This window comes from Deinococcus sp. HSC-46F16 (assembly GCF_024171495.1).
Taxonomy (GTDB): Bacteria; Deinococcota; Deinococci; order Deinococcales; family Deinococcaceae; genus Deinococcus.
In genome coordinates this window covers 65,831-91,969 of sequence record NZ_JALJZW010000005.1, presented here as the reverse complement: position 1 = coordinate 91,969, position 26,139 = coordinate 65,831, and the positions used below count along the sequence as shown (strand labels likewise).

The following is a 26,139-nucleotide window of genomic DNA, read 5'->3' as shown; positions in this document are numbered from 1 at the left end:
TTAAACCAGTCGGGCCGTGTCACCCAGCCGAACGATGCCCGGTTGGACGACCTGTGCGAATGCTCCCAGGCACACGTCAGGATTGATTTCAGAGATGGATTTCAGGACGCGGTTGTCTTCGGGGAGATCATGCTGGGCCATGTTGACCATGACGCAGCGGGGCATCAGATAGGCGATCTCCACGATCAACTCTTCCCCTAGAGCGAGATGCCTCCCCACCCATTCCTCTTCCAGATGGCCCTGGGCAGGGGAGGTGTCCAGCGTGATGTTGTTGCGCAGGCGGCGCACATCCACGGGGGCACCATGAACCTGGGCGAGCCTGCCCAGGGCCGAGGTTGTCAGAAGGTGCAGGGCACCCTCGTCAAAGTGGGAGACTTCGCGCTCCGCTGTCACAGCAACCTGTTGGCCCGTCCGTTCACGAAGAGCAGCGGTCGCTTCCGGAGACGTGGCGAGCACTTCAGCGCCGTCCGGAAGCGCCAGCATGGGCACGTCCGGTCCATCCCGCAGAAAGGCACGGAACTCCAGCAAGCCTTCCATTCGACGAAAACGCCGCGTGGTTTTGCCTGAACCGAATTTGCCTTCCTCGTCTTCCACTGCCCAAAAGCGGTCGCCTACCAGTCCCCTCCTATTGATTTCGGCAGAGGTCAGGCGTTCTCCACCAATGGATTTGATGGGGTAGCGAAAGAGTTCTACAACCTGGCCGACCGTTGTCGTCATTGCTTTACGCACGCTCCCAACGACTCGAAAATCCTCCGCCCGTCCTCGCTTCCCAGCAGCGCCTCCACCGCCCGCTCGGGGTGGGGCATCATGCCCAGCACGTTGCCGCCCTCGTTCACGATTCCGGCGATGTCGTTCAGCGAGCCGTTGGGGTTGTCCACGTAGCGGAAGACGACGCGGCCCTCGGCCTCCAGCCGGGCGACCGTCTCGGGGTCGGCGTAGTAGTTGCCCTCGCCGTGTGCGATCGGGATTTCGATGACCTGGCCGGACGGGTACGCCTCCGTGAAGGCCGTGTGCGCGTTCTCCACCCGCAGGTGCACCGGGGCGCAGTGGAAGTGCAGGTCACGGTTGCGCGAGAGCGCTCCGGGCAGCAGCCCCGCTTCCGTGAGCACCTGAAAGCCGTTGCACACGCCCAGCACGTAGCCGCCGCGCTCGGCGTGCGCCTTGACCGCCGCCATGATCGGGCTGCGGGCGGCTATTGCACCGGAGCGGAGGTGGTCGCCGTAGGAAAAGCCGCCCGGCAGGAACACCAGCTCGGTGCCCTCCGGCAGCCCGGCTTCGGTGTGCCAGACGAACTGCGCTTCCGGGTCGAGGGTCAGGCGGGCCGCGTGCAGGGCGTCGGCGTCGCAGTTGGAGCCGGGGAATTGAATGACGGCAGTCCTCATAGGTGCTCCAGCTCGGTCACAGTGCGCTCGCCGCCCGCCGTGCCGGTGTTCACGGTCGAGGCAGGCTCGAACAGCACGACCCAGACTTCTTCCGTCTCCGCGACCGGCTGATGCTCCACGCCGCGCGGCACGACGATGAATTCGCCCTCGCCCAGCACGGCCTCGCCGTCACGGAAGCGCAGGCGCAGCTTGCCGCGCATGACGAAAAACAGCTCGTCCTCCTGCTCATGGGCGTGCCACACGAACTCGCCGCTGAGTTTGGCGAGCTTGACCTGCTGGCCGTTGAGTTCACCGACGACCTTGGGCGACCAGTGTTCGGCAAAGAGGCCGAACTTCTGCTCCAGATTGACCTTCCGGGGCGTGGTCATGCCTCCTCCAGCTCCCAGCGGGCATCCTCCATGATGGGGTTGCTCAGCACGTCCCGCGTGATGCCCGCGAGCTGCGCTTCGACCTCGGGGCGCTCGCCCGTCAGGGTCAGTTCGATCAGCTTGCCCACGCGCACGCCGGAGACGTTGGTGTGGTCGAGGTGCGACAGCGCCCGCTCGACGGTGCGGCCCTGCGGGTCGAGGATGGACGGCTTGAGGGTGACGAAGACTTTGGCGTGGTACTGGGGCATGGGGACTCCGTGGGGGGTGAAGGGGCGGTCAGGCGGGGGCTGTCACGCGGCGCAGCATCTCGGCGTAGGCGTCCTCGACGCCGCCGAGGTCGCGGCGGAAGCGGTCCTTGTCGAGCTTTTCTCCGGTCGCCGCGTCCCAGAAGCGGCAGGTGTCGGGGCTGATCTCGTCGGCCAGCACGACCTGACCGTCGTGGGCGCGGCCAAATTCCAGCTTGAAGTCGATCAGGCGGATGCCGCGTGCCTCGAAGTAGGGCACCAGAAAGTCACGGACCTTCAGGCTCAGCTCGCGCAGGCGCCGCAGCTCCTCCTCGGTCGCCCAGCCCAGCGCCACCGCCGTGTCCGTGTTGATCAGGGGGTCGCCCAGTGCGTCGGACTTGTAGCAGTATTCGACGACGGGGCGCGAGAGCTGCGTGCCTTCCTCCAGCCCTAGCCGCTTGCAGAAGCTCCCGGCAGCCACGTTCCGCACGATCACCTCGACGGGGATGATCTCGACCGCCCGCACCCGCTGCTCGCGCTCCGAGAGCCGCTCCAGAAAGTGAGTCGGAATCCCGGCCCCTTCCAGCAGGGGGTAGAGGTGCGCGGTGATCGCGTTGTTGATCTCGCCCTTGCCCATGATCTGCGCCTTTTTCACGCCGTTGAAGGCGGTGGCGTCGTCCTTGTACTCCACGACGTACTCGTGCGGGTTGGCGGTCGCATAAACGCGCTTGGCCTTACCCTCGTAACGCTGCTCAAGCTTCATGCCGGGACTCCACAAAGGAGACGCGAGCAACTCCCGGCCGTCGGGAGAACGCTCGTGGGCTGGGTATGGCTGATCATGGGGCCTCCATCGCCGCCTCTCGGGCGGGCTTACCGCGCCGGGGGAGGACACGGGGCGTCTCGCGGGACGCGGGTGGAAGGAGAAGGAAGAGGGAACGCAGCCGGGGGGCTGCCGTGCTCCACCTTAACACCGTGTTAAACCGCATGGGTCAGGCGTCCCTGCCGCGCGGACGCGGCACAATGCCCCCATGAACCGCACCGAGGCCACATTGATCGCCACCGGACTCAAGTTCGCCGTCGTCAGCACGCGCTGGAACCACTTCATCGTGGACCGGCTGGTGGAAGGGGCACAGACCGCCTTCGTGCAGCACGGCGGGGACAGCGCCGACCTTGACCATTACCTCGTGCCCGGCTCCTTCGAGGTGCCGCTCGTCGCCCGGCGCCTGGCCGAGAGCGGGCGATACGACGCGGTGATCTGCCTGGGAGCCATCATCAAGGGGGCGACCGACCACTACGACTTCGTGGCGGGCGCGGCCACAAACGGCATCCTGAACTCGATGCTGCACACGGGCGTGCCCATCGCCTTCGGCGTGCTCACCACCGACACCACCGAGCAGGCGATCGAGCGGGCTGGGACGAAGGCGGGGAACAAGGGCGGCGAGGCCGTCCTCGCCATGATCGAGACCGTCAACCTGCTGCGCCAGATTCCCGAGCGGGGCTGACTCCGGGCGGCGGGAGAGTGGCCCGCACGAAGCGCTCGCGCCCGGTGAGGTCAGGGAGTACCTCGGCCTCCCACCCCTGCGCCCGCAGTTCCCCGGCCAGCGTGGGGGCATTGCGGGGGTCGAGTTCGAGGAGGAGGACGCCCCCCGGCGTGAGGACTGACGCCGCCTGCGCCGCGAGGAGCCGCGCCACGTCCAGTCCGTCCGCTCCCGCGTACAGGGCGAGGTCGGGATCATGCTTCACCTCGGGGCCGGCCCCGGCGCGGTCCCCGTCGGGGAGGTAGGGTGGGTTGCTGAGCACGAGGTCGAAGGGGCCGGGCCGTCCCGCGAGCAGGCTTCCCTGCACGAAAGCCACGTCCAGCCCGTTCAGCGCGGCATTTTCGCGGGCCAGGGCCAGCGCCTCTGGGCTGAGGTCGGTCGCGGTGACACTGGCGTCGGGGCGGGCCGCCTTCAGCCCCAGCGCGAGGGCACCCGTTCCCGTGCCCACGTCCACCACGCGGGGAGCGGGGACGCCGCGCAGGGCCTCCAGCGCGAGGTGCAGCAGCCACTCGGTTTCCGGCCGGGGCACCAGCGCCCGCCCGTCTGTCCGCAGCCGCACGCCGCCCCATTCCACCTCGCCCAGCAGGTGCTGGAGGGGCACCCGCGCGGCCCGCTCCTGCACCAGTGCCCACACCCGCGCGGCGTCAGCGTCCGGCACTGCCTCCCCCGCACGGGTCAGCAGCGCGGCCCCGGTCAGCCCAAGCGCGTGCAGCACGAGGGCGCGGGCGTCCGCCTCGGGAGAGGGGACGCCCGCTGCCCGTAGCCGCTCGCGGGCCTCGGTGAGCAGGGTGCGGAGGGGGGGCATGGGCTAGGGAAGCTGCCTCACGCCCCGTAGCTTCTCGGCTTGATGATGAGGCGCCGCGCCGAGCCCTCGCCCACCGACTCGGTGGTCACGTCGGGATGCTCCTTGAGGGCGATGTGCAGCACCCGGCGGTCGGCGGCGGGCATGGGCTGGAGTTCATGCGGCTCGCCGCTCTTGGCGACCTGCACGGCGAGGCGTTCGGCCAGTCGGGTCAGCGTGTCGGCCTGCCGCTTGCGGAAGCCGCCCACGTCCACCCGCACCCGCAGGTCGGTGCGGCCCGCCTGCTTGGCGAGCACGGTGTAGGCCAGCACCTCAATGGCGCCCAGCGTGCGCCCGTCGCGGCCCGCGAGCCGGGCGGCATTCTCGCCCGCGACCTCCACCTCCAGGGCTCCCTCGCCCTCACGCACGCTGACCGAGAGGCCGGGGTCGATGCGGGCGGCGAGGCCGGTCAGAAAGCGCTCCAGCACCGCGCGGGGGTCCTCGTCGGCGGGGGTCAGCGCCGGGACGGGGCCAGCGGCGACCTCCGGCGCGGGCGGCGGCGCCTCGGTCTCGTCCGCGCCCGAAATGCCCAGCCCGGCGAGGTAGTCGTCGAGGTTCGTGCGGTTGTCCATGAGAAACAGTCTACAGAGCAGGGGGGCGGCAGGCTGCTGGCCCCCACCCCCCTCTGACTCCGCCGCGCTCAGACGGATTCCGTCTGCTCCGTTTGCAAACCGGGACGACGCCGGTTTACAACCTCCACGCCCGGAACCCGTTCCTCTCCTTCTCGCTTCGCTCGGATTGAATCACTACGTCAACGATTCAATCGGAGTCCTTTCAGCCTTCCGCGTTCTTCTCCACGAGGTAGGCCCGCTCGATCACGTCGGGCGTGCCGGGCATGCCAGGCTGGATGCGGGTGAGGCGGTCGAGCACGTCCAGCCCCTCCACCACGCGCCCGAAGACGGTGTGCCGCCCGTCGAGGTGCGGGGTGGCCGTGAAGGTGATGAAAAACTGCGAGCCGTTGGTGCCCTGGCCCATCCGCGTGCCCGCGTTCGCCATGCTTAGCACGCCCGCCGCGTCGTGGCGGTGCCCGTTGATCTCGTCGTCGAAGGTGTAGCCGGGGCCGCCCGTGCCCGTGCCGGTGGGGTCACCGCCCTGGGCCATGAAGCCGTCAATCACACGGTGGAACTTGATTCCGTCGTAGTAGTGGTGCCGGATCAGGTACGCGAACGAGTTCACGGTCATGGGCGCGTCGTCGGAGTAGAGGTCGATGACGATCCGGCCCTTGCTCGTCTCCAGCACGGCGCGGTAGGCCTTGCCCGGCTCGATGCCGTCGCCAAGTTCGGGCATCTGCGAGAAGCTGGTGCGGCGCTCGCTGGACAGCTCGGAGGTGGGGGAGAAGCCCTCGGCCTGGTAGCTCTGGTCGCTGGTCATGGGGAGCATTGTAGCTCTAGGGGTCAGCGGTCAGCCGACCACCCACTCTCCCCCGCGCATCAGCGCCTCGCGCTCTCCGTCCGCCGTCACACCGTCCACGTCGGTCTGCGCGGTGCCGATCATCCAGTCCACGTGGATGAGCGAATCGTTGCCGCCCGCCGCGAGCAGGGCTTCGGGGTTCTCGCCGTGCTGCACGTTGGTGGGGTAGCAGCGCCCCAGGGCGATGTGCGAGGCCGCGTTCTCGTCGAAGAGGGTGTTCAGGAAGAGGGTGCCCGTCTGCGACACGGGCGCACTCGCCGGGACCAGGGCGATTTCCCCCAGCCGGGCCGCGCCCTCGTCGGTGTCGATCAGGCCGCGCAGGGTGTCCTCGCCCTTCTCGGCGCTGACTTCCACCGCCTTTCCGCCCTCGAAGCGCACCCGGATGCCCTCGATCAGTTGCCCACGGGCCGAGAGCGGCTTGGAAGCGACCGCCACCCCGTCCACCCGCTCGCGGTGCGGGGCGGTGAACACCTCGTCGGTGGGGAGGTTGGGCACGCCCCGCACGCCGTTTTTGGCCGTCTCCGCGCCGCCCTGCCAGATGTGGTGTTCCGCCAGCCCCACGGTGAGGTCGGTGCCCAGTTCGGAACGCAGGTGAATCGCCGCGTACTGCTTCTCGTTCAGGAGGGCGGTCAGGCGCTCCAGCCGCGCGAGGTGCGCGTTCCAGGCGGCGACCGGGTCGGGCTGGTCGGCCCGCGTGACGGCAAAGATGTCGTCCCACAGCCGGGCGACGGCCTCGGCCTCCGGCAGCTCGGGGTAGACGCGGGCGGCCCAGGCGGGGGTGCTCATCGCGGCGACGGTCCAGTTGACCTGAAAGCCGCCGGTGGCCTCCGAGACGGCCTTCATCGCCTGCGCCACCCGCTTGGAGCGCCGGGCGATGCGGCCGGGGTCCACCCCCGCGAGCAGCGAGGGGTCCTCGCCCACGATGCCGATGGAGGCGTAGCCGTCCGCGACCATCGCCTCACGCTGCGCCGCGTGCCAGTCGGGCAGGAAGTCCACGGCCTCGTCGCTGCCGTCCTCGAACAGCGCCAGGCCGAGGTGCGCGTCGTTGTAGTTCACGCGTACGTCTGCGGCCCCGGCCCGGTACGCCGCCCGCGTCACCAGCCGCACGAGGGGCGCGGCCTCGATGGGGGCCTGCACCAGCAGCTTGCCGCCCTGGGGCAGATTCACGCCCGTACGCACGAGGAGGTCGGCATAGCGGGCGAGCTTGTCGTCGAAAGAGAGGGTCATGGGGGTCACTCTACGGTCCCCGGCAGCCGGAGGGTGAGGTCGTCGGCCATCTGCGGGGTGCGCGGCGTGGTCCCTTCCGTGACCCGCCAGTACACGCCCTTTTCCCGCGCGAGCAGCCCCAGCCCCACGAGTTCGCGGCGCAGGGTGAAGAAGTCGGGGTGGTACTCCGCCAGCGCGTCGCTGACCTCACGCTCGCTGTAGGTGCGCCCCGGCTCGAAGAGGGCGGCGAGTTCGTGCAGGATCACGTCGCGTTTCTTGCGTTGGGCGGGAATCCGGACGAGCTTGCCGTCCCGCAGGAAGGCCCGCAGCACCCGCGCCCGGTAGGGGTCTTCGGGGGCAGGCGCGGCCGCCTCGCCGCGCACCAGGGCACTCAGCGTGAGGTCGAGGGCGGGGCGGTGGGTCCCGAACAGGCGGTGGTGACCGTCCTGCCGCACCGTCATCAGCCCGGCCTCGGTGAGTTGCGCGAGGTGGTGGCTCACGGTCGCGGGCGCAAGGTTCATCAGCCGGGCCAGCGTCTCGCCGGACAGGGCTTCCTCCCAGGCCAGCCGCAGCAGGGTCACGCGGGCCGGGTGGGACAGGGCGCGGAAGAGGGCGGCCTGATCGTTCGCGGACGCCCTCACCGGGCCACCTCGCGGGGCCAGGGCCGCTCCCCGTGGGCGACGAGGTGACACGCGGCGTAGATCTCCAGCGCGGCCCGCAGGGTGTCCAGCCGGGCCTGCGCCTTGGCCGTGCCCGAGCGGTCGCCCTCCGCCCGCGCCAGCCGGACATCCCGCTCGGCATTCGTGAGCAGGCCGTCCAGGATGTGGCGGTACTGCGTGTTCATCTGCTCCTGACTCATTTCGACCTCCTTCGAAACAGATCTTAGATGGTTCGAAGAACGTCGAAATGATTCGAATGGCCTACCGCCCGCCGTGCGGGGCCAGAGGGCGCACCTGCTCCCTCACCAGCCCTCGATCTGCCGTCCGGCCTCGAACGCCGCTATTCCCGCCGCCACGGCCAGATTCAGGCTGCGGCCCCCGCCGGGCTGAGGAAGCTTCAGGGTGGGCAGGCCCTCCCGCAGCCAGACGGGCAGCCCGCGCGACTCCGGGCCGAACAGCAGGTGATCGCCCCGCCGGAAGCCCGCCCGCGTGTGCAGCGTGGTGGCGTGGGTGGAAAAGGCCCACACCCGCGCGTCAGGGGGCAGGCTGGCCTGATACGCGGTCCAGTTCGCGTGCTCGTGGAGCGTCACGCCCTCCAGGTAGTCCATCACCGCGCGGCGGAATTCGCGGTCGTGCAGGTGGAAGCCGAAGGGCCGGATCAGGTGCAGCTCGGCCCCCAGCACGGCGCAGGTGCGGGCCACGTTGCCGACGTTCCCGGCCTTTTCCGGTTCGTACAGGACGACGTGGAGGAGAGGATCACTCACGGTCGCGCACCAGCAGCGCGGTCACGCGCACCTGCACGTGGTCTGGGGCCAGCCCCTCGGAGGTCTTGAAACTCACGCCGACCTCCGTTTCGGGCAACTCCAGCAGCCCCGCCACCGTGCGGGTGATCTCGGCCCGCAGCGGCCCCAGCTTGGGGCGGTCGAGGGTAACGACCAGGGCCACATTTGCCGGGCGGTACTTCCACTCCCGCACCAGGGCGAGGCTGTCCCGGAGGATCACCCGCGAGTCCAGTCCCGCGTGCTCGGCGGCGGTGTCCGGGTAGTAGTGCCCGATATCCCCCAGCGCGAGGCCCGAGAGCAGGGCGTCCGCGACCGCGTGCAGCACGGCGTCGCCGTCCGAGTGGGCGACTGCGCCGCGTTCGGCGTGCGGAATGGGCACGCCGCCGAGGACCAGGGGGCGGCCTTCTTCCAGTCGGTGCGCGTCCTCGCCGTAGCCGATGCGGTAGGGAAGGGGGGAGGTCATGGGGGGAGGATAGCGGGGAGCAGTCAGTCGTCAGCCCTCCACCTCTCCGGCTCCCCGGGTCCCGTCCCGCAGCGCCGCCGCAAAGGCGCCCGCTTCCTCCGGGTACACCTCCACGGTCAGTTCGACGCCGGACGCCGTGTACGTCTCCTCGCCCCGCGCGGTGTCGAAGGTCCCCAGCAGGTGGTACAGCACGCTGAGGTGCTCGAAGGGGACCCGCGCGGTCAGCTTTTGCCGGGGCCGCACCTCCAGCCGGGGCGCGGTGCGGAGGCACTCGGCGGCGGTGCCCCCGTAGGCGCGGACCAGCCCGCCCGTGCCCAGCTTGACGCCGCCGTAGAAGCGCACGACGGCGACCATCACGTGGTCCACTCCCTGCCCCTCGATGGCCCGCAGGATGGGGGCGCCCGCCGTCCCGCCCGGCTCGCCGTCGTCGCTGAAACGGTAGGCAGGGCCAATGCGGTAGGCCCAGCAGTGGTGGGTGGCACCGGGGTAGCGCTCCCGCAGGGCGGCGAGGTGTGCGAGGGCCTCCTCCGGGGTGTCCGCACGCTCCGCGAAGGCCAGGAACTCGCTGTTCAGGGTCACCGCGTCGTGGCGGTGCGGTCCCGCAAGGGTGGTGAAGGGCGCGGGCAGCTCGGTCACAGCAGGCCGCGCTCCTCCAGAGGGCGCCGCGCGTGCCACAGGGTCAGGCTGCTGGGACCGTCGTGAATCTCGCCCGCCTCCAGCATCCGGTAGACCTCGGGGAGGGGCAGGGTCACCCGCTCGATGACCTCGCTGTCCTCGTGGGCGGTGTCGCCCAGCCGCACGCCCAGCGCCAGCAGCGAGTAAAAGACCACCCCGCTGATGCTGGGTTGCGGGTAGAAGGCGGGGAGGGGCATCCATTCCCCCGCCACGCCGCCCACTTCCTCGGCCAGTTCGCGCCGGGCGGCCTCCAGCAGGTCCTCGCCGCGCTCGACGCCCCCGGCCACGACCTCCCAGACGGTGGCCCCCAGCGGGTAGCGGAACTGCCGGATCAGCACGGCCTCGCCCGCCTCGGTCACCGGCAGCACGAAGACGGCGCGGGGACCCCTCGGGCGGTACTGGTAGCGCACCTCCGCCCCCGAGGGAGTCTGCACCCGGTCTTCGAGCACCACGCGGAAGCCGTCCACGAGCACCCGCGAGGAGAGCGTCTTCCAGGGCTGCACCCCGCCGGGCACGAGCGCGGCCCAGTTGGGGTGTTCCGGCGGCGGTGGGGGGGTCATGGGGGCAGGCTAGCGCAGAGGCCGCGCGCCGCTACACTGCCTCCCGTGATCGTCAAGTACGGCGGCAACGCCATGAAGAGTGAGGCGCTGCGCCGCGCCGTGGCGGGCGAGATCGCCGCTCTCCGCACCGAGGTCCCCGTTGTGGTCGTGCACGGCGGCGGCCCGGTCATCGAGCGCGAACTGGGAGCACGCGGCATTTCCTCAGAATTCCGGGGGGGGCTGCGGGTGACCTCGCCGGAGGCGATGGACGTGGTGGAGATGGCGCTGTGTCAGCTCAATAAACAGCTCAGTCAGGAGGTCGGGGCCGCCGTGGGGCTGATGGGTCGCGACAGCGAGTTGCTGCAGGCCGAGGTGCTCGACCCCGCGCTGGGACGGGTGGGCCGGGTGACCGGGGTAAATGGGGCGCTGCTGCGGACCCTGATCGGCGCCGGACTCACCCCGGTGGTGGGCTGCGTCGCGGTCGGGCCGGACGGGGAAGCGCTGAACGTCAACGCGGACACGGCGGCGGGGGCGGTGGCCGGGGCGCTGGGGGAGGGCATCGTCTTCCTGACCGACGTGGACGGTATCTACCGCGCCTACCCCGACCCGGAGAGCCTCGTACCCCACCTCACCCGCGCGGGGGCGGAGGCGGGCATCGCGGACGGCTGGATCGCGGGCGGCATGATTCCCAAGGTGCGGGCGGCGCTGGACGCGCTGGACGCCGGGGCGCCCTTCGCTGTGATCGCCAGCGGAATGCGGGAGGGAGTGCTCGCGGCGGCGGCACGGGGCGAGGCGGGAACGCGGCTCACGCCCTGAGCGGCCTCAGCGCACCCGGCTGAAGACCAGCGTGTCCCGCAGTTGACTGGGATCATCCGCCGCCACGGCGTCATTCTTCAGCGTCGCGTCCAGCGTGTACCCCAGGGCGCGGGGAATGCGGGCGCTGCGCCCGTTGCGGGCATCCGTGCGAATTTCCAGGCGGCGAAAGCCCAGGCCCCCCTCCCCCTGGGGGCGCAGGGCGAAGTCGGTCAAGGCCCCGGCCACCTCGGTCGCGTAGCCCTGCCCGGCGTGCCCGGTGGCGATCCAGTACCCGATCTCGCCCTTGGGGACGCGCCAGTCCAGCGCGTGGTAGCCGCTGCTGCCGATGAAATCACGTCCGTCCGCGCTCCAGACATGCAGCCGCAGGTTCTCGCCCGCCGCGTAGGCGGCGGCCGCGCGGGTCAGGTTCTCCACCGTCCCGGCGAGGTCAAGGGGGTCTTGCGCCCAGACCATCCAGCGCCGCAGCTCGGGCAGCGAAGCCTGCACCGCCGCGTGCAGGGCGGCGGCGTCGCCAGGGTGCGGCGGGCGCAGGAGCAGCCGGGGGGTGCGGAGTTCGGTGGGGAGGAGCGGGATCAGGTGCGCTTCCCGGCCGATGCGAGGCTGCGGTAGTCGTCCTTGAAGGTCTGCAACTCCTCGGTCAGCACCTCGCTGAAGATGCTCGACACGCGGGCGGGGGTGATCTCGCCGCGGTCGGCGCCCCAGTGCTCTGCTTCCCAGACGGTGACGATGTTGGTGTTCACGTCGCCGTCGTAGGCCATCAGGCTCTGAAGTTCCAGCGACGCCTTGTACAGCATGGGCGCCCCGACGTTGTCCATCTCGAAGGTAAAGCTCAGCACCCGGTGGCAGCGCTCGGCCGCGTCGAACTCCTGCGCCCGCAGCCCCAGCCCCTTGAGGGCCGCCGCGATCTGCTCCTCGGCCCGCCCCACCTTGGCCGCGTCCTCCTTGCGGTCAATCTCCACGATGGCGTCGTAACACAGGATCTGGCCCTGGTTGAGCACCGCCAGGTTGGGCGCCCGCACGCTCGGCGCGGCGTGAACGGTGGGAAGCAGCAGCGCGGCCAGGGCCAGCAGTCGTCTCATGCGGCCAGTCTAAGCCCGCCCACCGGCGCGGCGGGGCAGACTTGGGGGTGCTCCCCCTTCAGGGAATCAGCGCCTCCAGCCGCCCCAGCCGGTCGCGCAGCGTGTCCATGTCCGGCGCGACGAGGTTCACGTGCCCCACCTTGCGCCCCGGCCGCGTGGCCTTGTGGTAGAGGTGAATCCGGGTGCCCGGCAGCGCGTCAATGGCCGCCCAGTCGGGTTCTCGCCCGTCTGACGTACCCACCACATTCACCATCGCGGTGGGGTAGAGGGGCGCCCAGTCGCTCAGCGGCAGGCCCAGCACCGCCCGCACCTGCGCCCCGAACTGGCTGACCCCGCCCCCGTCCTGGGTGAGATGCCCGGAGTTGTGAACGCGGGGGGCGACCTCGTTGGCGAGCAGCTCGCCGCCCGGCAGCGCGAAGAACTCCAGGGTCAGCAGCCCTTCGAGGCCCCAGGATTGGGCGACCGCCCCGGCCAGGGCGCGGGCCTGTGCCTCCGTCCCGGTGGGCACGGCGGCGGGCCACACGCTGGTCCGCAGGATGCCGTCCCGGTGCACGTTCTCCACCAGCGGCCCGAAGGCCACCGCGCCCGCCGCGTTGCGGGCCACGGCGAGGCTGACCTCCCGCTCGAAGGGGACCAGCCCCTCCAGCACGCAGGGCACGCTCCCCAGCTCGGCCCACGCTGCCCGCAGCTCCTCCTCGCTTCCCACCCGGCGCTGCCCCTTGCCGTCGTAGCCGAGTTCAGAGGTCTTGAGCAGGCCACGCCCACCGACCTGGGGGAGCGCCCCGGCGAGGTCCGCCTCCCCCCGCACCTCCACGAAGGGCGCGGTGGGCACTCCCGCCGCCCGCAGTGCCTCCTTCTCGCGGGCACGGTGCTTGGAGCGGGCCAGCAGGGCACCGCCGGGCCGCACGGGAACGCGGCCTTCCAGCGCGGCCAGAGCCTCCACCGGCACGTTCTCGAACTCCAGCGTCACCGCGTCGCAGGCGGCCAGCCGCTCCAGCCCGGTGGGGTCGGTGTAGGGGGCCAGCAGGTGCTCGGCGCACAGGCGGGCGGGGGCCTGGGGGTCGGGTTCCAGCACCACGCAGCGCACGCCGAGGGGCAACGCGGCCAGGGCCAGCATCTGCGCGAGCTGCCCGCCGCCCAGGATGCCGAGGGTGCGGGACGGAGCGCTCACTGTGCCCCCGCCTGCGGGTGGCCGTCGAAGAAGGGCTCGTCCAGCACCGCCTGCGTCTGGGCCGCGCGGAAGGCGTCCAGCCGTGCCCGCACCTCGGGGTCGGTGGTGGCGAGCAGCCCAGCGGCGAAGAGGGCCGCGTTTTTCGCCCCCGCCTCCCCGATGGCGAAGGTGGCGACCGGGATTCCGGCGGGCATCTGCACGATGCTCAGGAGGCTGTCCTGGCCCGACATGGCGCGGCTCTGGACCGGCACCCCCAGCACGGGCACCCGCGTGAAGGCCGCCAGCATCCCCGGCAGGTGCGCCGCGCCCCCCGCCCCCGCGATGATGCAGGCGAGGTTCAGCCGCTCGGCCCGCGCCGCATACGAGGCCAGCAGTCCCGGTGTGCGGTGCGCCGAGAGGACCCGGACCTCGTAGGTGACCCCCAGCCGGGCGAGCAGCTCCAGCGCCCCCTCCATCGTCCCGAAGTCGCTGCGCGACCCCATCACCACGCCCACGCGGGGCCGCTGTCCCGTCTCGCCTGTCGCCGGAAGATCCGTCACGGCCCGCATCCTACCCGCTGGGCCGGAGGCGGCACTCCGCTTCGTCGCCGCGTGTTCTGGGCGGCCACTCCACCCCGTGCCGCCTCCCTCCTGGCTTCTCACTCCGTTCGGCCCAGAACGCAGGCTTCTGGGCAGGCCCTATCCTGCCCCATGCGCGTACAGGACCTGAACTGGGAGGGCGTGGAAGCCTACCTTCGCCGCGACGACCGCGCCGTGCTCCCGCTGGGCTGCACCGAGCAGCACGCCCGCCTCAGCCTCGCCACCGACAGCCTGCTCGCCGAGCGGGTGAGCGTGGAGGCCGCCGACCCCCTCGGCATTCCGGTCTTCCCCGTCCTGCCCTACGGCATCACGCCGACCTTCACGGCGTATCCCGGCACGGTCAGCCTGCGGGTGGGAACCTACCTCGCCGTGCTGGACGACCTGCTCTCCGGGCTGTACGCGCAGGGCTTCCGGCGCCTGCTGATCGTGAACGGGCACGGCGGCAACAGCCCCGGCCAGGGGTGGCTGGGCGAGTGGCTGGCGCGGCACCCCGACGCGCGGGTGCAGTGGCACAACTGGTGGAATGCCCCGCGCACCTGGGCGGCGGTGCAGGCCACCGACCCCCTCGCCAGCCACGCGAGCTGGATGGAGAATTTCCCCTGGACCCGGCTGGAGGAAGCCAGCGGCCCCGGCGAGCGCAAGCCGCTGGTGGACCTCGCCCGGATGCGGCAGCTTCCCCCGGCGGGGGTGCGGGCGTTGCTGGGCGACGGCAACTTCGGCGGTCTGCCCCAGCGGCCCGACGCCGAGATGGAGGCGATCTGGCGGGAGGCGGTGCGGGAGACGCGGGAACTGCTGGAGGGTGGCTGGGCGTCCTGACGGGCGCTACCCTCCCCCCATGACGCCCGATTCCAACTGGCCCGACTACCCGTGGCTCTACGGCCGCACCCGCGCGGGCCGCGAACGGGGACCGGGGGGAGCGCGGGCGCTGCTCGACCTGCTGGGGCGCCCCGACGCCGCCTTCGAAAGCGTGCGGGTCATCGGCACCAATGGCAAGGGCAGCACCTGCGCGATGCTGGAAGCCGGGCTGCTGGCCGCCGGGGTCCGCGTGGGCCGCTTCACCAGCCCCCACCTCCAGCGCTACGAGGAACGCATCCGGGTGGGGGGGGCGGAACTGGCCCCCGAGCGCACCGCCACCTTTATCGAATGGGCCAAGGAACAGGCGCCGGACGCGGCCTTCTTCGACCTCACCCTAGCACTGGCCTGTCAGGTCTTCGCCCAGGAAGGGGTAGAGATCGCCGTGATGGAAGCTGGAGTGGGCGGGGCCTCCGACGCGACGGCGGCGCTGACGGACGTGCGGGCGGTGGCGCTGACCAACGTGGCGCTCGACCATGTGGCGACCCTGGGGCCGACCCTGGCGGACATCGCCCGCGACAAGGCGGGAGCGGCCCGGCCCGGCGTGCCCCTGCTGACCACCGCGACGGGCGAGGCGCTGGCGGTCGTGCGCGAGGTCGCTGGGGAGGTCGGCGCCCCCCTCTTCACCCCGGACACCCACCCCGACCTGTTCGCTGTGCCCTACCCTCCGCGCCTGTCGGGGCCGCACCAGCAGGCCAACGCAGCGCTGGCCGCCGCCACCCTGCGAACGCTGGGCCACCCGGAGGGTGTGGAGGCTGCCCTGAACGCGACCTTGCCCGCTCGGCTGGAACGCTTCGAGGCGGAGGGCAAAACCGTCTGGGTGGATGGGGCGCACAACCCCCACGCGGCCCTGGCCCTCGCCGCCAGCCTGCCGGGGGGCGCGGACGTGCTGCTCTTTGGCGGCCTCGCCCGCAAGGACACGGCGGCCACGCTGGAGCCGCTGCTGGGGCTGGCCCCAGGGCGCGTCTTCACGTCCCCCGGCGACCCCGCCACCCCGCCGGAGGAACTGGGCGCCCGCTACGGCGGCGCGGCCGTACGTGACGTGGAAGAGGCTCTGGCCCTGGCCCTGGCACGGACGCCCCCCGGCGGCACGCTGCTGGTGGCGGGAAGCCTGTACCTGGCGGGAGCGGTGCGGGGCCTGCTTGACAGGAGCGGGGCGGGCCGCTAGACTCCTTTCCGCTCTGGGTCGTTAGCTCAATTGGCAGAGCAGCTGACTCTTAATCAGCGGGTTGTAGGTTCGATTCCTACACGACCCACCAGACCAGAGGCCCCGCCATGCGCGGGGCTTTTTTCTATATCGCACAGGGCAAATTGTGCTCTCATCGCGGTGCTCCGTTGGGTTGAAGGGGCGCTGTTTGGCCCTTCGCCTCCCCTCCGATCGCTCTCCATAACGGATGCTCGCTCCACTCGGGCCAGACCAATTGAGCGCCAAACCATCAACTGGTCCGGCCACCGCTGTCAGTCCCCCGCCAGGCTCAGCCTCCGGCGTCCGGGCTGCGGGGCCGGGACGGCCAGGGCTTTGGCATACCAGGTCATGACGGGGCGGGCATCCAGCGCGAAGGTGTAGCCCTGCCGCTCCCAGAAGCGGGCGCCGCGTGGGTTGTCGCCCAGCACGCTCGCCAGGATGCGGCCCGTACCGGGGGGCAGCCTGGCCTCCAGGTCGCGCACAGCCTGCCCACCCAGGCCCCGCGACTGGCAGTCTTCGCGGATCAACAGCAGGTTGATGGTCAGGTCGCCGTCTTCGGGGTAGTGCAGTTTGTAATCCAGGCTGCCCACGCACTCGCCCGCGTCGTCGTGCAGCAGGTCGAGGCGGCGCCGGGGGTCGAGCAGGGCAATTTCCACGTCGCGCGTGACCTCGGCGGGGGTGGGCACGCGGGTGCCGAGCAGAGCGAAATAGCCGGGGGCTGCCGCATAGAGCGTGTGCAGCAGGGGCGCGTGCTGGAGGGCCAGGGGGGTCGCCTTCAAGGTGCATGCCTCCCGTCCGGTGGGCGGGACCAGAGTGAAACAGGGAAACCGGACGGCCCGCAGCATACGCCCCCCTGCCCGGCTGGAAGCGTGAAATGCCCTCCAGATCCTGCTTGAGCCTCGCTTCACCCGCTGGGGGCAGTGGGTGCGCTACCCTGCCGGGATGACCCCCGGTTTCTATGCCCGGCGACTCCAGGCCCCCGGCGCCGTCCTCGCGCCGATGGCCGGATACAGCGACGCGCCCCTGCGCCAGCTCGCCGCCGAGCAGGGAGCGCTGTGGACCGTCAGCGAGATGATCAGCTCGCGCGGCCTGGTGCTGGGCGGCGAGTCCGAGAAGCTCACCCTGGGCCGCCCCTACCCCGGCGAGCAGAACAGGGTGGTGCAACTTTTCGGCGCCGAGCCGGACATCCTGGCCGAAGCCGTGCGCCGTGCCGAGGCGTGGTTTACCCCCGCTGCCATCGACCTGAACATGGGCTGCCCGGTCCCCAAGGTGCGCGGGCGCGGCGGGGCCTGCCTGCTCCAGACGCCGGAGGTGGCGTACACGTTGATCACCGCGATGCGCGGGGCCACCCGGCTCGACGTGAGCGCCAAGATTCGCCTGGGCTGGGATGAGAACCGCAGCGTGGAAATCGCGCAGGGCCTCGCGGCGGCGGGGGCCTCGCTGATCACCGTGCATGGCCGCACCAGCGCCCAGCGGTATACCGGCGAGGCCGACTGGGAGGCCATCGCGCGAGTGGCGGCGGCGGTCCCGGTGCCGGTGGTGGGCAGCGGGGATATTGGGACGGCCGCGCAGGCCCGCGCCCGGCGGCGGGAAGCGGGGGTGGCCGCCGTGATGATCGGACGTGGGGCGGTGGGCAATCCCTGGCTCTTCCGGGCACTGGCGACGGGCGACGACGCCTTCCCGCCCGCTGCCGAGCGTGCCCGCACCGCCCTGCGGCACGCGGAGCTGCACGTCGCCTTCTACGGCCTCGACCGCTCCCGGCTCGCCAGCGTGCGACCGCTGCGCAAGGTCTTGCCCCGCTACCTCCCCGACTATCCCGAACTGCGCGACGCTCTCGTGCAGGTGGACACGGTGGCGGACGTGGCGGCGGCGCTGGCGCCCCTGCTGGACGGGGCCTCATCGCCGCCCGCGCCCGTAGGGGTCGGCGCGTATGCTGGGAGGCGCCCATGAATGTCCGCGAGTACTACACCTACCTGTCCGGCGCACGCGAGGAGCTGTGGAACTTTCTGCGGGCACTCCCCGAGGCCGAACTGAACCGCCCGCTCATCGAGGGCGGGGACCGGTTTCAGTGCATCAAGGACCTGGTGCTGCACGTCGTGGACGTGGAGGACCACTGGATTCACGATGTGGCGCGGGGCGGTCAGGGGGTCGCTGCCCGCTACCCCCACGATTGGGTGCGCCCCCAGGCCGAGGGGTACGCGCTGGGCTGGATTCTCCAGTACGGGAGCGAGGTGCAGGAGCGCAGCCGCGCCTTTCTGGAGGGTGACCCCGACCTGGAGCGCCGCGTCAAGCTGATTCAGGACGACCCCCAGAGCGAGACGGTCAGTCTGGACGGGCTGCTGTGGCACGTCATGACCCACGAGGTCCGGCACACCGCGCAGATCGCCCTGCTGGTCCGGATGCTGGGCCACACCCCGCCGTGGCTGGATTTCCTGCGGTTTATGCGGCCCCAGCCTGCCCTGGCCCAGAGCTGACCCCGGCGCAGGGCGGACTTCCCAGCCCAACTGCGACCCCTGTCCCGGCCGGGAGGGGGGCTTGCCCTTATACTGCCCAGGTTATGCGGACGGTGACGGTAGGCACGCGCGGCAGCACGCTCGCGCTCGCGCAGACGCGGTGGGTGGTGGCCCGCTTGAAGGAGGAGTGGCCGGAGACGGACTTCCGCATCCAGACCATCAGCACCCAGGGGGACCGCAACCGCGGCAGCCTGGAAGCGATGGCCCAGAAGGGCAACCGGGGCTTCTGGGTCAAGGAGATCGAGGAGGCCCTGCTGGGCAGCCGCATCGACATCGCGGTGCATTCCCTCAAGGACCTGCCCACCGAACAGCCGGAGGGTCTGGAGGTGTCCTCCATTCCCAAGCGGGTGGACGCCCGCGACGTCTTGATCGGCAAGGAGGGCATGAAGCGCCTCGCGGACCTGCCCGAAGGCGCCCGCGTGGGCACCAGCAGCATCCGCCGCAAGGCCTTCTTGCGGGCCTACCGCCCCGACCTTCAAGTGATTGACCTGCGCGGGAACATCGACACCCGCCTCGCGGCGCTGGGGACCCCCGACTACGACGCGATCATCCTCGCGGCGGCGGGCCTGATCCGCACCGAGATGCGCCACCGTATCGACGAGTTCGTGGAACCCGACCTGCTGCTGCCCGCGCCGGGGCAGGGCGCCCTGGCGCTGGAAACCCGCGCCGACGACGACCTCACCATCGAGGTGGCCTACGCGATTCACGACCACCTCACCGACGACCGGGTGACCGCCGAGCGCGAGTTCCTGGCCGGGCTGGGGGCAGGCTGCATGGCCCCGGTGGGCGCCCACGCGACCGTCAAGGGCGGCGTGCTGACCCTGGAAGGCTGGGTGGGCGCGGTGGACGGCTCGAAGGTGATCCGCGCGACCAGCTCCGGCGACCCCGCCGAGTGCGCCGACCTGGGCGCCGAACTCGCCGCCGACATGCTCGCGCAGGGGGCGGCGGCCCTGATCGACGCCGCCCGGCCCTGAGGCCCGGCCCTTGAAGGTGTGGCCCCGCGTCCTGACCGTCGCCCTGCTCGCGGCGGCGGTCTGGTTCGGTATCGGCGTGTGGCAACGCACCCGCGCGGGCCTGGACTTCGAAGCGGCGGCCCGCGCCGAGCTGCCCCTCACGCTGGTGATCTTCGTGGTCGCCGCCGGGTGGGTTCTCGTCTCCGACCGGGTGCGGGGCCGCAAGTGAGCTTGGCGGGGCGCCGCCTCGCGGTCATCCACACCGGCGGCACCATCGCCAGCCGCCCCGATCCGGGCGGGCCGGGCCTGACCCCGCAGGAGGCGCCCGCGGTGCCGGGGCTGCCGGGGGTGACGGTCACGGCCCATCAGCCCTTCCGCCTTCCCAGCCCGCACGTCACGCCGGCGCACATGCTGGAGCTGGCCCGGCTGATCGAGCGGCTGGCCCCGGACGCGGACGGCATCGTGGTCACCCACGGCACCGACACGCTGGAGGAAACGGCCTTCTTCCTGCACCTCGCCCTGGCGACCGATGTGCCGGTCCTGCTGACGGGTTCGATGCGTCACGCCGAGGAAGTGTCCTGGGACGGTCCCGGCAACCTGCTGGACGCGGCCCACGTCGCCCTGCATCCGGAGTCGCGCGGGCGCGGGCCGCTGGTGGTCTTCGGCGGCGATCTCTTCGATGCCCGGACGGTCACGAAGGTCCACACCAGCGCGGTGGACGCTTTCGGGGGCTACCCTGGCCCCATCGGGCGCATCGACCGGACGGGGGAGACGGCCCACCTGCGCTTCTTCGCCCGGCCGGAAGCGCGGCCGGTGTACGCGCCCGCGCGGGTGGACGCCCGCGTGGAAATCCTCTATGCCTACGCGGGCTGGCAGGGCGAAGGCTACGAAGGGGCCGCCGCCCGCGCCGACGGGCTGGTGATCGCGGCGCTGGGCACCGGCAACCTGCCCGCCGAACTGCTGCCCCTCGTCGCCGCGAGTGCTGGGGCTGGGCAGCCCGTCGTGATCGCCACCCGCACCCACGCGGGGCCGATCCTGCCCGTCTACGGCTACCCCGGCGGCGGCGCGACCCTGGTGGCGGCCGGGGCCATTCCCGCCAGCTTCCTGAACGCGCACAAGGCCCGGTTGCTGCTCCTGCTGCTGCTGAGTCTGGGGCAGGGGCTGGAGGAGATTCGGGAGGTGTTTAGGGAGGGGGCGTTTTAGAGCCCCTCACCCCGACGTTCAGAGAGACTCCCTCCACGCAGAGGAGGTTGGTTGTCTTTACCCCCGCCCCGCCAGAAACGTGTCGTAGGCGGCGAAAAAGCGCTCCGGCTGTTCGAAGTAGACCAGGGCGCCCGTGTCGAAACGGCTGAAGCTCCAGTTGCTCCGGCGCTCCACATTGGTCAGGTCGCCGAAGTCGGTGAAGCGGTCGTTCGTGCCGTAGGCCAACCACACGGGCATGGAGAGCACTTCGTACACCCGGTCGATATCCGCGCTGAACAGCAGGCCGCTGATAAAGGAGAAGGGCGCGTGCCGGGCGCCGGGCACGTGCGAGGTGGGGTAGTCGTAGCGCAGCAGGCCCTCGTCGACCGCCGCGTAGGAGCCGAAGGTCTGTTTCAGGAAGAAGCGGAGGCTGGGGGCACTCGCCAGCGCGTCGTAGAAAGCCTGCCCCAGCAGCGGGTGCTCGTAGGCCCGCTTGAGGCCGGGACGACCCCGCGTGCTGCCCAGCGGCCCGTAGAACTGCTCGGTCTTGCCGAAGCCCGTCGGCGTGACGAGCGCCACCGAACGGAAACGGTCCGGGCGCTCGGCGGCGGCGCGGGCCAGGAACTCGCCGCCCAGCGAGAGGGCCAGGGCGTCCACCGGCTCGCCGCTCTCGCGGGCGATCTCGTCCAGCGCGGCGTGAATGGCGTCTGTCATCAGGCGCGGGGTGTACTCGCGGTCCGAGCGCTCGGAGAAGCCGAAGCCGGGCAGGTCCAGCGCGTACACCCGGCGTGTGGCGCGGTAATGCTCGAAGAGGGGCCGCACCTCGTAGGCGCTCGCCGCCGCGTTCACCCCGTGGATCAGCAGCAGGGGTGCCCCCGACCCCGCCACATACATGTTGAGCCGCCCGGCCCGGCCCTCCAGGGTGCGCCGCTCGGCCTCCACGGCGGGCGGGAGCGGGAGATCATGGGGCACCCGCAGGCGGCTGAAGAGGGTCCACCCCAGCCAGGCGGCGGGCAGGGCGGCAGCGGCGGTGAGGAGCGTCTTCTTCATGCACCACCTTAAAAGGCCGTCTCTGGGAGGGAGGTTAGCCCCCGGCCAAGTGGGGCTGATCCAGGGACCTCCACGCCCTCACAGGTTCCAGCCCCCCGCCACCTCCAGCTCCTGCCCGGTCACGTAATCGCTGGCCCGCACGAAGTACAGCGCGGCGTCCACCAGTTCCTCCACCGTGCCCACCCGCCCGGCGGGAATCTCGCGCAGGGGCTGGCTGACCGAGGTTTCGATCACCCCCGGCGAGACGACATTCACGCTGACGCCTGTGCCCGCCAGCACCTTGCCCAGCGCGTGCGAGAGGTGCAGCACCCCCGCCTTGGCCACCGCGTAGGGCACGATGCCCGGCCGCGCGACGAGGTGCCGGGCGCCCGCATACCCCAGGTTCACGATGCGCCCGAAGCCCGATTCGCGCATCAGCGGTGCGGCCGCCTGGCAGGTGGCAAACGTGGCCGTCAGGTTGCTGCCCAGCATGTCGGCCCACTCGGCGTCGGTGGTTTCCAGCAGCGGCTTGTGGACATAGTTGCCCACGTTGTTCACGAGCACGGCGAGGCCCCGGCCCGCGAAGGCCCCGTGCGCCGCCGCCACCAGCGCCCGCGCCTGCGCCGGGTCGGTGAGGTCGGCCTGGAGGGTGGTCGCGGGCACCCCTTTTTCCTCGCACAGCCGGGCCGTCTCCCCGGCGTCCGCCTGGCTGCCCCGGTAGTGGACGGCGACCGCGTACCCTTCTCCGGCCAGCGCGACCGCCAGCGCCCGCCCGATGCCCCGCGCGGCCCCGGTAACGAGGGCCGTCCCCTTTTTTGCGGCCTCACTCATCGCGCTTCCCGGCGGGCCAACTCCACCAGCGTCCGGGTGTAGGTGTTCAGCGGCAGGGTCAGGGCTTCCTCCAGCGTGGCCCATGACCAGTCCACGATCTCCTCGTTGGGGGTGACCGTCAGCGACGCCGTGCGGGCGAAGAAGTCCACCAGCAGCATGTGGGCGGGCTTGTGGAACTCGGGGCTGAGGACGGCCTCCTGGGTCTGGGCGTAGCGCAGGTCGGTGAGGTCCAGGCCCGTCTCCTCCCGGAACTCGCGGATCACCGCCGCCTCCAGCGTCTCGCCCCAGTCCACCTTGCCGCCGGGCACGCCCCACAGGCCGCGCCATTTGGTCGTTTCCACCAGCAGCACGCGCTCTCCCGGTCCCCACACCAGCGCCCCCACGCACACGACGGGTCTGTCCATGGGGAGCAGGGTACGGTGTGGCGGCGGGGGTCGGGGCTAGAGTGAGGCCATGACGGCGCTGGCGTGGCTCATGGTGGCTGGACTGGTGGTGCTCGCCATCCTGCTGTCCGGCTGGTTGGCCCGCCAGTCCGACCTCCCGCTGGGCAGGCTGCTGCTCGGGCTGACGGGGGTGTACCTTCTGGCCGGGGTGGCGGTGACTGCCCTGTGGAACCGGTGGCCCGGACAGGGGAACACAGATGCCCCCATAGGCTACCTGCTGGTCGGTGCGCTGGCCCTCCTGCCTCGGCTTGCAGAGGTGCCCGCCGTCCGTGTCCTGCGCCCCCCCGCCCGCTGGGGCGTCACCGGGTTGGGCCTCGTCCTGCCCGTGCTGGGTTTGATGCTGGGGGCCGCGTTGTTGCGGCCTCAAGCGTTGGAAATGTTGACTGAACTGCTGCTGTGGTCGCTCGGTGTGGCCGCAGCCCTGGCCGTCCTCGCGGCGCTGTGGCAGGGGCTGGAGCGGGTCTGGGTCCTCCCAACGGGGGAGCGTCAGATCGGTGTGGACAATCCCGACGAGCGTCCTCCCCCCGGCCCCTGACCCTTATTTGGCCCGCCGGTGCCGCAGCACCCGGCGTTCCAGCGCCGCGACCGCGAGGTACAGGGCCACCCCCAGCGCCACCAGTAGGGCGATGGCCGCGAACTGCCGGGGCGTGTCGTAGTAGGCGCGGGCCTGGTTGACCGCGAAGCCCAGCCCCGGTTGGTTGCTCACGAACTCCCACACCACCGCACCGATCAGCGCCAGCGAGAGCGCCAGCCGCAGCCCCCCCAGCATGACGGGCAGGGCCGAGGGCAACTCCAGCCGCGTCAGCCGCTGCCAGCCCGACGCCCGCAGGGTGGAGAACAGCTCGTGGTCGGTGCGCCTGACCTCGCGCACGCCCACGATGGTGGCGACCATCACCGGGTACAGGGCACTGAGCGCACTCACGAGCACCGCCGGAAAGCGCCCGAACCCGAACCACGTGATCAGCAGCGGGGCCAGCACCGCGATGGGCGTGCTCTGCGCCGCGACCACGAAGGGGCTGAGCAGCCGTTCGAGCGTGCGCGACTTGCCCAGCGGATAACCGATCAAGGCCCCGGCCAGTGACCCCAGCAAGGCCCCCAGCAGCGTGACTCCGGCGGTCGCGCCCGCAAACGACAGGAATTCCCCCGGCGTGGCCGCCAGTTCCGCCCACACCTGTCCCGGCGAGGGCAGCAGCAGCGGCTGGCCCAGCGCCCGCGCCGCCAGCTCCCATACGGCCAGCCCGACCACGATGGCCGCGACCGGAGCCAGCGCCCCGAGGTTCAGCCGCACCGGGGGGTCCGTCCGCAGCCGGGTGGAGTCACCCGTGCCCAGCAGGTTGCGCAGCCGCGCCTCCAGGCCGTCGGTGTAGGCGGTCACCCGGCCCTCGCCCCGCGTGTCGAGTTCGTCCACCACCCGGCCGTCCCGCAACACGACCACCCGGTCGGCCAGCCACACCGCCTCGCGAATGGAGTGGGTCACCAGCACCGTGGTCCGCCCGGTCTTGTCGTGGAGGTGGCGCAGCTCGGCGTTGAAACGCTCGCGCACCAGGGCGTCCAGCGCGGCGAAGGGTTCGTCCAGCAGCAGCACGTCGCTGCTCTGCGCCAGCGCCCGCGCCAGCGCCACCCGCGCCCGCATCCCGCCCGAGAGCTGCGCCGGGTAATAGCCCGCGTACCCCTCCAGCCCGACGAGCTTCAGTGCTTCCCCCGCCTCCAGCCCCCCGCCCGCCCCGAGGTCGTGGGGCAGGGCCACGTTGCGCAGCGCCGTGCGCCAGGGCAGCAGGCGGTCATCCTGAAACATCAGCGCGGGCGGCGTGGCGACCTCCACCCGGCCCGACCCGGCCCGCAGCAGCCCCGCCAGCACCCGCAGCAGCGTGCTCTTGCCGCTCCCCGACGGCCCGATCACCGCCAGAAACTCGCCGTGGGGCACCTCCAGCGTCACGTCCTCCAAGACGGTCTGGCCGCCCAGCCGCACCGTCACGTTCGTCAAGCGGATGGCGGTCTGGCCGTCGCCCGTCCCAATCTCCACCGCGCCGATCTGCTCCGGGCGGCTCATGCTCCGGGCCTCCCGCGCGTGTTCACCAGCACCACGCCCGCAATCGCCACCGCGCCCCCCAGCAGCGTCAGCAGGGTCGGGACCTCCCCCAGCCACAGCCACGCGATCAGCACGGCGAACACGGGCGAGACGTACAGGAAGGAGGTCGCCGCGCTCGCCCCCACCCGCGACAGCGCGAAGGTCCACGTCAGGTACGCCAGTGCCGCCGGAAAGAGGCCGATGTAGATCACGGCCAGGTGCGCCTCCAGCGGTGCCCGCGCGAGTTCCCCGCCGAAGCCTGGCAGAAAGACCAGCAGCGGCAGCGTCCCCGCGATCAGGCTCCAGACGGTGAAGGGCAGCGGTCCCATCCGCGCCAGCAGCGGTTTCTGAAACACGAAATACAGGCTGGTGAAGAGGGCCGCCGCCAGAATCAACCCCGCCCCCCGCGCGAAGCCCACCTCCTCGCCCTGCCCCAGCACCAGCAGGGCTACGCCGCCCAGGCTGATCAGGGTGCCCAGCCAGCCCAGCGCGTTCAGGCGCTCGCCCGAAAAGCGCGTCGCCAGCAGCGCCGTGATGACCGGCCCCGCCGCGATGATCAGGCTGGCGGTCCCGGCGGGCACGCTGACCTCGCCGTAGTTCAGGCAGACGTGGTAGAGGGTGATGCCCAGCAGGCTGAGGCCGAAGAGTGGCCCCAGGTCCGCCCGCGACGGCAGCGGAAGCCGCGCGGCGAGGGCGTACATGATCAGCGCGGCCGCCGCCACCAGAAAGCGGTAGAGGGTGAGGTGCCCCGGCGAGAAGGCTTTCAGCCCGGCCCGGATGCCTGCGAAGGCTGAGGCCCAGAACACGATGGTGACCAGCAGGGCACCCACAGAGAGGGGGTCGAGACGGCCCATCCGGGGCACCCGCGTCGTCATGACGGCCAGCCTAGCGCGGCCCCGGCCCGAGCGTGAGCGGCCCGTCAAGGCGGGCACATCCGCCCCCCGACGCCCAGCCGGGAGCATGGGCGGAAGAAGTCTGACCCCAGGAGGTCCCTGCATGGACGACCGCAACAATGGCAAGACGGATACCGGCACCCACGGCGCGTCTTATATGGGCGCGGACAGTGCGCCCGACACGAACACCAACCTCGACCCCAGTGTGGCTGGCGGTCCCCAGACCGGCGCCGACCGCGAGGCCGCCGAGGACGTGGCCGACCAGTACGCGCAGGGCAGCCTCTCGGGCGGCCTGGCCGCCACCCCCGACCCCACCCGCCAGAACGACAACAGCGGGATGCTCCAGCCCGGCCTGACCCCCCGCGACGAGGACGCGGACGGCGCCGACGTGATCGGGCAGAGCGGGGACGACCGCAACGACGAACGTTGATCCGCTTCCAGGCGACACCTTAAATGTG

At 71.4% G+C, this 26,139-nt stretch carries 36 protein-coding genes and 1 tRNA gene; 12 read left to right on the top strand and 25 right to left on the bottom strand.

What is annotated here, in order from left to right:
• From L1280_RS11535 to purC, 5 genes are read right to left on the bottom strand one after another with little or no spacing between them, the layout of a single operon-like run.
• Entirely contained in the window at positions 1-717 is a 717-nt protein-coding gene (locus L1280_RS11535; protein ID WP_253582442.1) for an MOSC domain-containing protein, read from the bottom strand.
• On the bottom strand, positions 714-1,382 hold the full coding sequence (purQ, locus tag L1280_RS11530; protein WP_253582441.1) for a phosphoribosylformylglycinamidine synthase subunit PurQ: 669 nt from the start codon (positions 1,380-1,382) through the stop codon (positions 714-716). The genes L1280_RS11535 and purQ overlap by 4 nt, the downstream gene beginning before the upstream one ends.
• Positions 1,379-1,750 (bottom strand): cupin domain-containing protein, encoded by a 372-nt coding sequence (locus L1280_RS11525; protein ID WP_253582440.1) that lies wholly within the window; start codon positions 1,748-1,750, stop codon positions 1,379-1,381. Before L1280_RS11525 ends, purQ begins: the two co-directional genes overlap by 4 nt.
• On the bottom strand, positions 1,747-1,998 hold the full coding sequence (purS, locus tag L1280_RS11520; RefSeq protein ID WP_253582439.1) for a phosphoribosylformylglycinamidine synthase subunit PurS: 252 nt from the start codon (positions 1,996-1,998) through the stop codon (positions 1,747-1,749). The genes L1280_RS11525 and purS overlap by 4 nt, the downstream gene beginning before the upstream one ends.
• 28 nt (positions 1,999-2,026) lie before the next feature.
• Positions 2,027-2,737, bottom strand: a complete 711-nt coding sequence (gene purC, locus L1280_RS11515) for a phosphoribosylaminoimidazolesuccinocarboxamide synthase (RefSeq protein WP_253582438.1) — start codon at positions 2,735-2,737, stop codon at positions 2,027-2,029.
• Positions 2,738-3,002: 265 nt separating this feature from the next.
• Between purC and ribH the strand changes: the two genes are divergently transcribed.
• Positions 3,003-3,476, top strand: coding sequence for a 6,7-dimethyl-8-ribityllumazine synthase (gene ribH, locus L1280_RS11510; RefSeq protein WP_253582437.1), 474 nt, complete (start codon positions 3,003-3,005; stop codon positions 3,474-3,476).
• Here ribH and prmC read toward each other — a convergent pair.
• The 10 genes from prmC to L1280_RS11460 all read right to left on the bottom strand — a co-directional run bounded on the left by prmC (position 3,442) and on the right by L1280_RS11460 (position 10,108).
• The gene (gene prmC, locus L1280_RS11505; protein WP_253582436.1) at positions 3,442-4,317 is read right to left on the bottom strand and encodes a peptide chain release factor N(5)-glutamine methyltransferase; all 876 of its coding nucleotides are present in this window, start codon (positions 4,315-4,317) and stop codon (positions 3,442-3,444) included. The two genes, ribH and prmC, sit on opposite strands and share 35 nt — an antisense overlap.
• A gap of 17 nt (positions 4,318-4,334) precedes the next feature.
• The gene (locus tag L1280_RS11500) at positions 4,335-4,925 is read right to left on the bottom strand and encodes a protein jag (protein ID WP_253582435.1); all 591 of its coding nucleotides are present in this window, start codon (positions 4,923-4,925) and stop codon (positions 4,335-4,337) included.
• A 202-nt stretch (positions 4,926-5,127) separates the two neighbouring features.
• The gene (locus L1280_RS11495; protein WP_253582434.1) at positions 5,128-5,724 is read right to left on the bottom strand and encodes a peptidylprolyl isomerase; all 597 of its coding nucleotides are present in this window, start codon (positions 5,722-5,724) and stop codon (positions 5,128-5,130) included.
• A gap of 30 nt (positions 5,725-5,754) precedes the next feature.
• Positions 5,755-6,990: an aminopeptidase gene (locus L1280_RS11490; RefSeq protein WP_253582433.1), complete on the bottom strand. Its 1,236-nt coding sequence runs from the start codon at positions 6,988-6,990 to the stop codon at positions 5,755-5,757.
• 5 nt (positions 6,991-6,995) lie between these two features.
• Positions 6,996-7,610 carry a DUF2087 domain-containing protein gene (locus tag L1280_RS11485; protein ID WP_253582432.1) on the bottom strand — a complete coding sequence of 205 codons (615 nt, stop codon included), beginning with the start codon at positions 7,608-7,610 and terminating at the stop codon, positions 6,996-6,998.
• Positions 7,607-7,828, bottom strand: coding sequence for a hypothetical protein (locus tag L1280_RS11480; RefSeq protein ID WP_253582431.1), 222 nt, complete (start codon positions 7,826-7,828; stop codon positions 7,607-7,609). The genes L1280_RS11485 and L1280_RS11480 overlap by 4 nt, the downstream gene beginning before the upstream one ends.
• A gap of 102 nt (positions 7,829-7,930) precedes the next feature.
• Complete coding sequence (locus L1280_RS11475) at positions 7,931-8,392, bottom strand: tRNA (cytidine(34)-2'-O)-methyltransferase (RefSeq protein WP_253582430.1); 462 nt, start codon at positions 8,390-8,392, stop codon at positions 7,931-7,933.
• Positions 8,385-8,873 carry a 2-C-methyl-D-erythritol 2,4-cyclodiphosphate synthase gene (gene ispF / locus L1280_RS11470; RefSeq protein ID WP_253582429.1) on the bottom strand — a complete coding sequence of 163 codons (489 nt, stop codon included), beginning with the start codon at positions 8,871-8,873 and terminating at the stop codon, positions 8,385-8,387. Before ispF ends, L1280_RS11475 begins: the two co-directional genes overlap by 8 nt.
• 30 nt (positions 8,874-8,903) lie before the next feature.
• Positions 8,904-9,509: a YigZ family protein gene (locus L1280_RS11465; RefSeq protein WP_253582428.1), complete on the bottom strand. Its 606-nt coding sequence runs from the start codon at positions 9,507-9,509 to the stop codon at positions 8,904-8,906.
• The gene (locus L1280_RS11460) at positions 9,506-10,108 is read right to left on the bottom strand and encodes an NUDIX hydrolase (RefSeq protein ID WP_253582427.1); all 603 of its coding nucleotides are present in this window, start codon (positions 10,106-10,108) and stop codon (positions 9,506-9,508) included. The genes L1280_RS11465 and L1280_RS11460 overlap by 4 nt, the downstream gene beginning before the upstream one ends.
• 45 nt (positions 10,109-10,153) lie before the next feature.
• Between L1280_RS11460 and argB the strand changes: the two genes are divergently transcribed.
• Positions 10,154-10,903 (top strand): acetylglutamate kinase, encoded by a 750-nt coding sequence (gene argB, locus L1280_RS11455; RefSeq protein WP_253582426.1) that lies wholly within the window; start codon positions 10,154-10,156, stop codon positions 10,901-10,903.
• A 6-nt stretch (positions 10,904-10,909) separates the two neighbouring features.
• Here the strand turns inward: argB and L1280_RS11450 are convergent, their stop codons facing one another.
• From L1280_RS11450 to purE, 4 genes are read right to left on the bottom strand one after another with little or no spacing between them, the layout of a single operon-like run.
• Complete coding sequence (locus L1280_RS11450; RefSeq protein ID WP_253582603.1) at positions 10,910-11,479, bottom strand: GNAT family N-acetyltransferase; 570 nt, start codon at positions 11,477-11,479, stop codon at positions 10,910-10,912.
• Entirely contained in the window at positions 11,476-11,982 is a 507-nt protein-coding gene (locus L1280_RS11445; protein ID WP_253582425.1) for a hypothetical protein, read from the bottom strand. Before L1280_RS11445 ends, L1280_RS11450 begins: the two co-directional genes overlap by 4 nt.
• 58 nt (positions 11,983-12,040) lie before the next feature.
• Entirely contained in the window at positions 12,041-13,153 is a 1,113-nt protein-coding gene (purK, locus tag L1280_RS11440) for a 5-(carboxyamino)imidazole ribonucleotide synthase (RefSeq protein ID WP_371922911.1), read from the bottom strand.
• Positions 13,150-13,701, bottom strand: a complete 552-nt coding sequence (gene purE / locus L1280_RS11435; RefSeq protein WP_253582424.1) for a 5-(carboxyamino)imidazole ribonucleotide mutase — start codon at positions 13,699-13,701, stop codon at positions 13,150-13,152. The genes purK and purE overlap by 4 nt, the downstream gene beginning before the upstream one ends.
• Before the next feature lie 141 nt (positions 13,702-13,842).
• On the opposite strand from purE, the gene L1280_RS11430 reads away from it, so the two are divergent.
• The 3 genes from L1280_RS11430 (at position 13,843) to L1280_RS11420 (ending at position 15,842) form a co-directional block, all read left to right on the top strand.
• Positions 13,843-14,547 carry a creatininase family protein gene (locus L1280_RS11430; RefSeq protein ID WP_253582423.1) on the top strand — a complete coding sequence of 235 codons (705 nt, stop codon included), beginning with the start codon at positions 13,843-13,845 and terminating at the stop codon, positions 14,545-14,547.
• 19 nt (positions 14,548-14,566) lie between these two features.
• Positions 14,567-15,751, top strand: a complete 1,185-nt coding sequence (locus L1280_RS11425) for a glutamate ligase domain-containing protein (RefSeq protein ID WP_253582422.1) — start codon at positions 14,567-14,569, stop codon at positions 15,749-15,751.
• A 15-nt stretch (positions 15,752-15,766) separates the two neighbouring features.
• Positions 15,767-15,842 (top strand) — tRNA-Lys (locus tag L1280_RS11420).
• Positions 15,843-16,041: 199 nt separating this feature from the next.
• On the opposite strand, the gene L1280_RS11415 is transcribed toward L1280_RS11420, so the two are convergent.
• Positions 16,042-16,548, bottom strand: coding sequence for a GNAT family N-acetyltransferase (locus L1280_RS11415; RefSeq protein WP_253582421.1), 507 nt, complete (start codon positions 16,546-16,548; stop codon positions 16,042-16,044).
• A 163-nt stretch (positions 16,549-16,711) separates the two neighbouring features.
• Here L1280_RS11415 and L1280_RS11410 point away from each other — a divergent pair, with 163 nt between their 5' ends.
• The 5 genes from L1280_RS11410 (at position 16,712) to L1280_RS11390 (ending at position 20,438) form a co-directional block, all read left to right on the top strand.
• Complete coding sequence (locus L1280_RS11410; RefSeq protein WP_253582420.1) at positions 16,712-17,719, top strand: tRNA-dihydrouridine synthase; 1,008 nt, start codon at positions 16,712-16,714, stop codon at positions 17,717-17,719.
• The gene (locus tag L1280_RS11405; RefSeq protein WP_253582419.1) at positions 17,716-18,243 is read left to right on the top strand and encodes a DinB family protein; all 528 of its coding nucleotides are present in this window, start codon (positions 17,716-17,718) and stop codon (positions 18,241-18,243) included. The genes L1280_RS11410 and L1280_RS11405 overlap by 4 nt, the downstream gene beginning before the upstream one ends.
• Before the next feature lie 83 nt (positions 18,244-18,326).
• Positions 18,327-19,256, top strand: a complete 930-nt coding sequence (gene hemC, locus L1280_RS11400) for a hydroxymethylbilane synthase (protein ID WP_253582418.1) — start codon at positions 18,327-18,329, stop codon at positions 19,254-19,256.
• Positions 19,257-19,266: 10 nt separating this feature from the next.
• A complete protein-coding gene (locus L1280_RS11395; protein WP_253582417.1) occupies positions 19,267-19,464 on the top strand; it encodes a hypothetical protein in 198 nt (65 codons plus the stop codon).
• Entirely contained in the window at positions 19,461-20,438 is a 978-nt protein-coding gene (locus tag L1280_RS11390; protein ID WP_253582416.1) for an asparaginase domain-containing protein, read from the top strand. The genes L1280_RS11395 and L1280_RS11390 overlap by 4 nt, the downstream gene beginning before the upstream one ends.
• A 57-nt stretch (positions 20,439-20,495) precedes the next feature.
• Here the strand turns inward: L1280_RS11390 and L1280_RS11385 are convergent, their stop codons facing one another.
• The 3 genes from L1280_RS11385 to L1280_RS11375 form a co-directional block, all read right to left on the bottom strand.
• Positions 20,496-21,467 (bottom strand): alpha/beta fold hydrolase, encoded by a 972-nt coding sequence (locus L1280_RS11385; RefSeq protein ID WP_253582415.1) that lies wholly within the window; start codon positions 21,465-21,467, stop codon positions 20,496-20,498.
• Between the two features lie 78 nt (positions 21,468-21,545).
• Positions 21,546-22,277 carry a bifunctional dihydropteridine reductase/dihydrofolate reductase TmpR gene (gene tmpR / locus L1280_RS11380; RefSeq protein WP_253582414.1) on the bottom strand — a complete coding sequence of 244 codons (732 nt, stop codon included), beginning with the start codon at positions 22,275-22,277 and terminating at the stop codon, positions 21,546-21,548.
• Positions 22,274-22,681 (bottom strand): NUDIX domain-containing protein, encoded by a 408-nt coding sequence (locus L1280_RS11375; RefSeq protein WP_253582413.1) that lies wholly within the window; start codon positions 22,679-22,681, stop codon positions 22,274-22,276. The genes tmpR and L1280_RS11375 overlap by 4 nt, the downstream gene beginning before the upstream one ends.
• A 49-nt stretch (positions 22,682-22,730) precedes the next feature.
• Between L1280_RS11375 and L1280_RS11370 the strand changes: the two genes are divergently transcribed.
• Positions 22,731-23,255, top strand: coding sequence for a hypothetical protein (locus tag L1280_RS11370; protein WP_253582412.1), 525 nt, complete (start codon positions 22,731-22,733; stop codon positions 23,253-23,255).
• A 3-nt stretch (positions 23,256-23,258) separates the two neighbouring features.
• On the opposite strand, the gene L1280_RS11365 is transcribed toward L1280_RS11370, so the two are convergent.
• Positions 23,259-24,770, bottom strand: coding sequence for an ABC transporter permease subunit (locus L1280_RS11365; protein WP_253582411.1), 1,512 nt, complete (start codon positions 24,768-24,770; stop codon positions 23,259-23,261).
• The gene (locus tag L1280_RS11360; RefSeq protein WP_253582410.1) at positions 24,767-25,663 is read right to left on the bottom strand and encodes a DMT family transporter; all 897 of its coding nucleotides are present in this window, start codon (positions 25,661-25,663) and stop codon (positions 24,767-24,769) included. Before L1280_RS11360 ends, L1280_RS11365 begins: the two co-directional genes overlap by 4 nt.
• A 121-nt stretch (positions 25,664-25,784) precedes the next feature.
• On the opposite strand from L1280_RS11360, the gene L1280_RS11355 reads away from it, so the two are divergent.
• A complete protein-coding gene (locus L1280_RS11355; RefSeq protein ID WP_253582409.1) occupies positions 25,785-26,111 on the top strand; it encodes a hypothetical protein in 327 nt (108 codons plus the stop codon).
• Positions 26,112-26,139 lie beyond the last annotated feature (28 nt).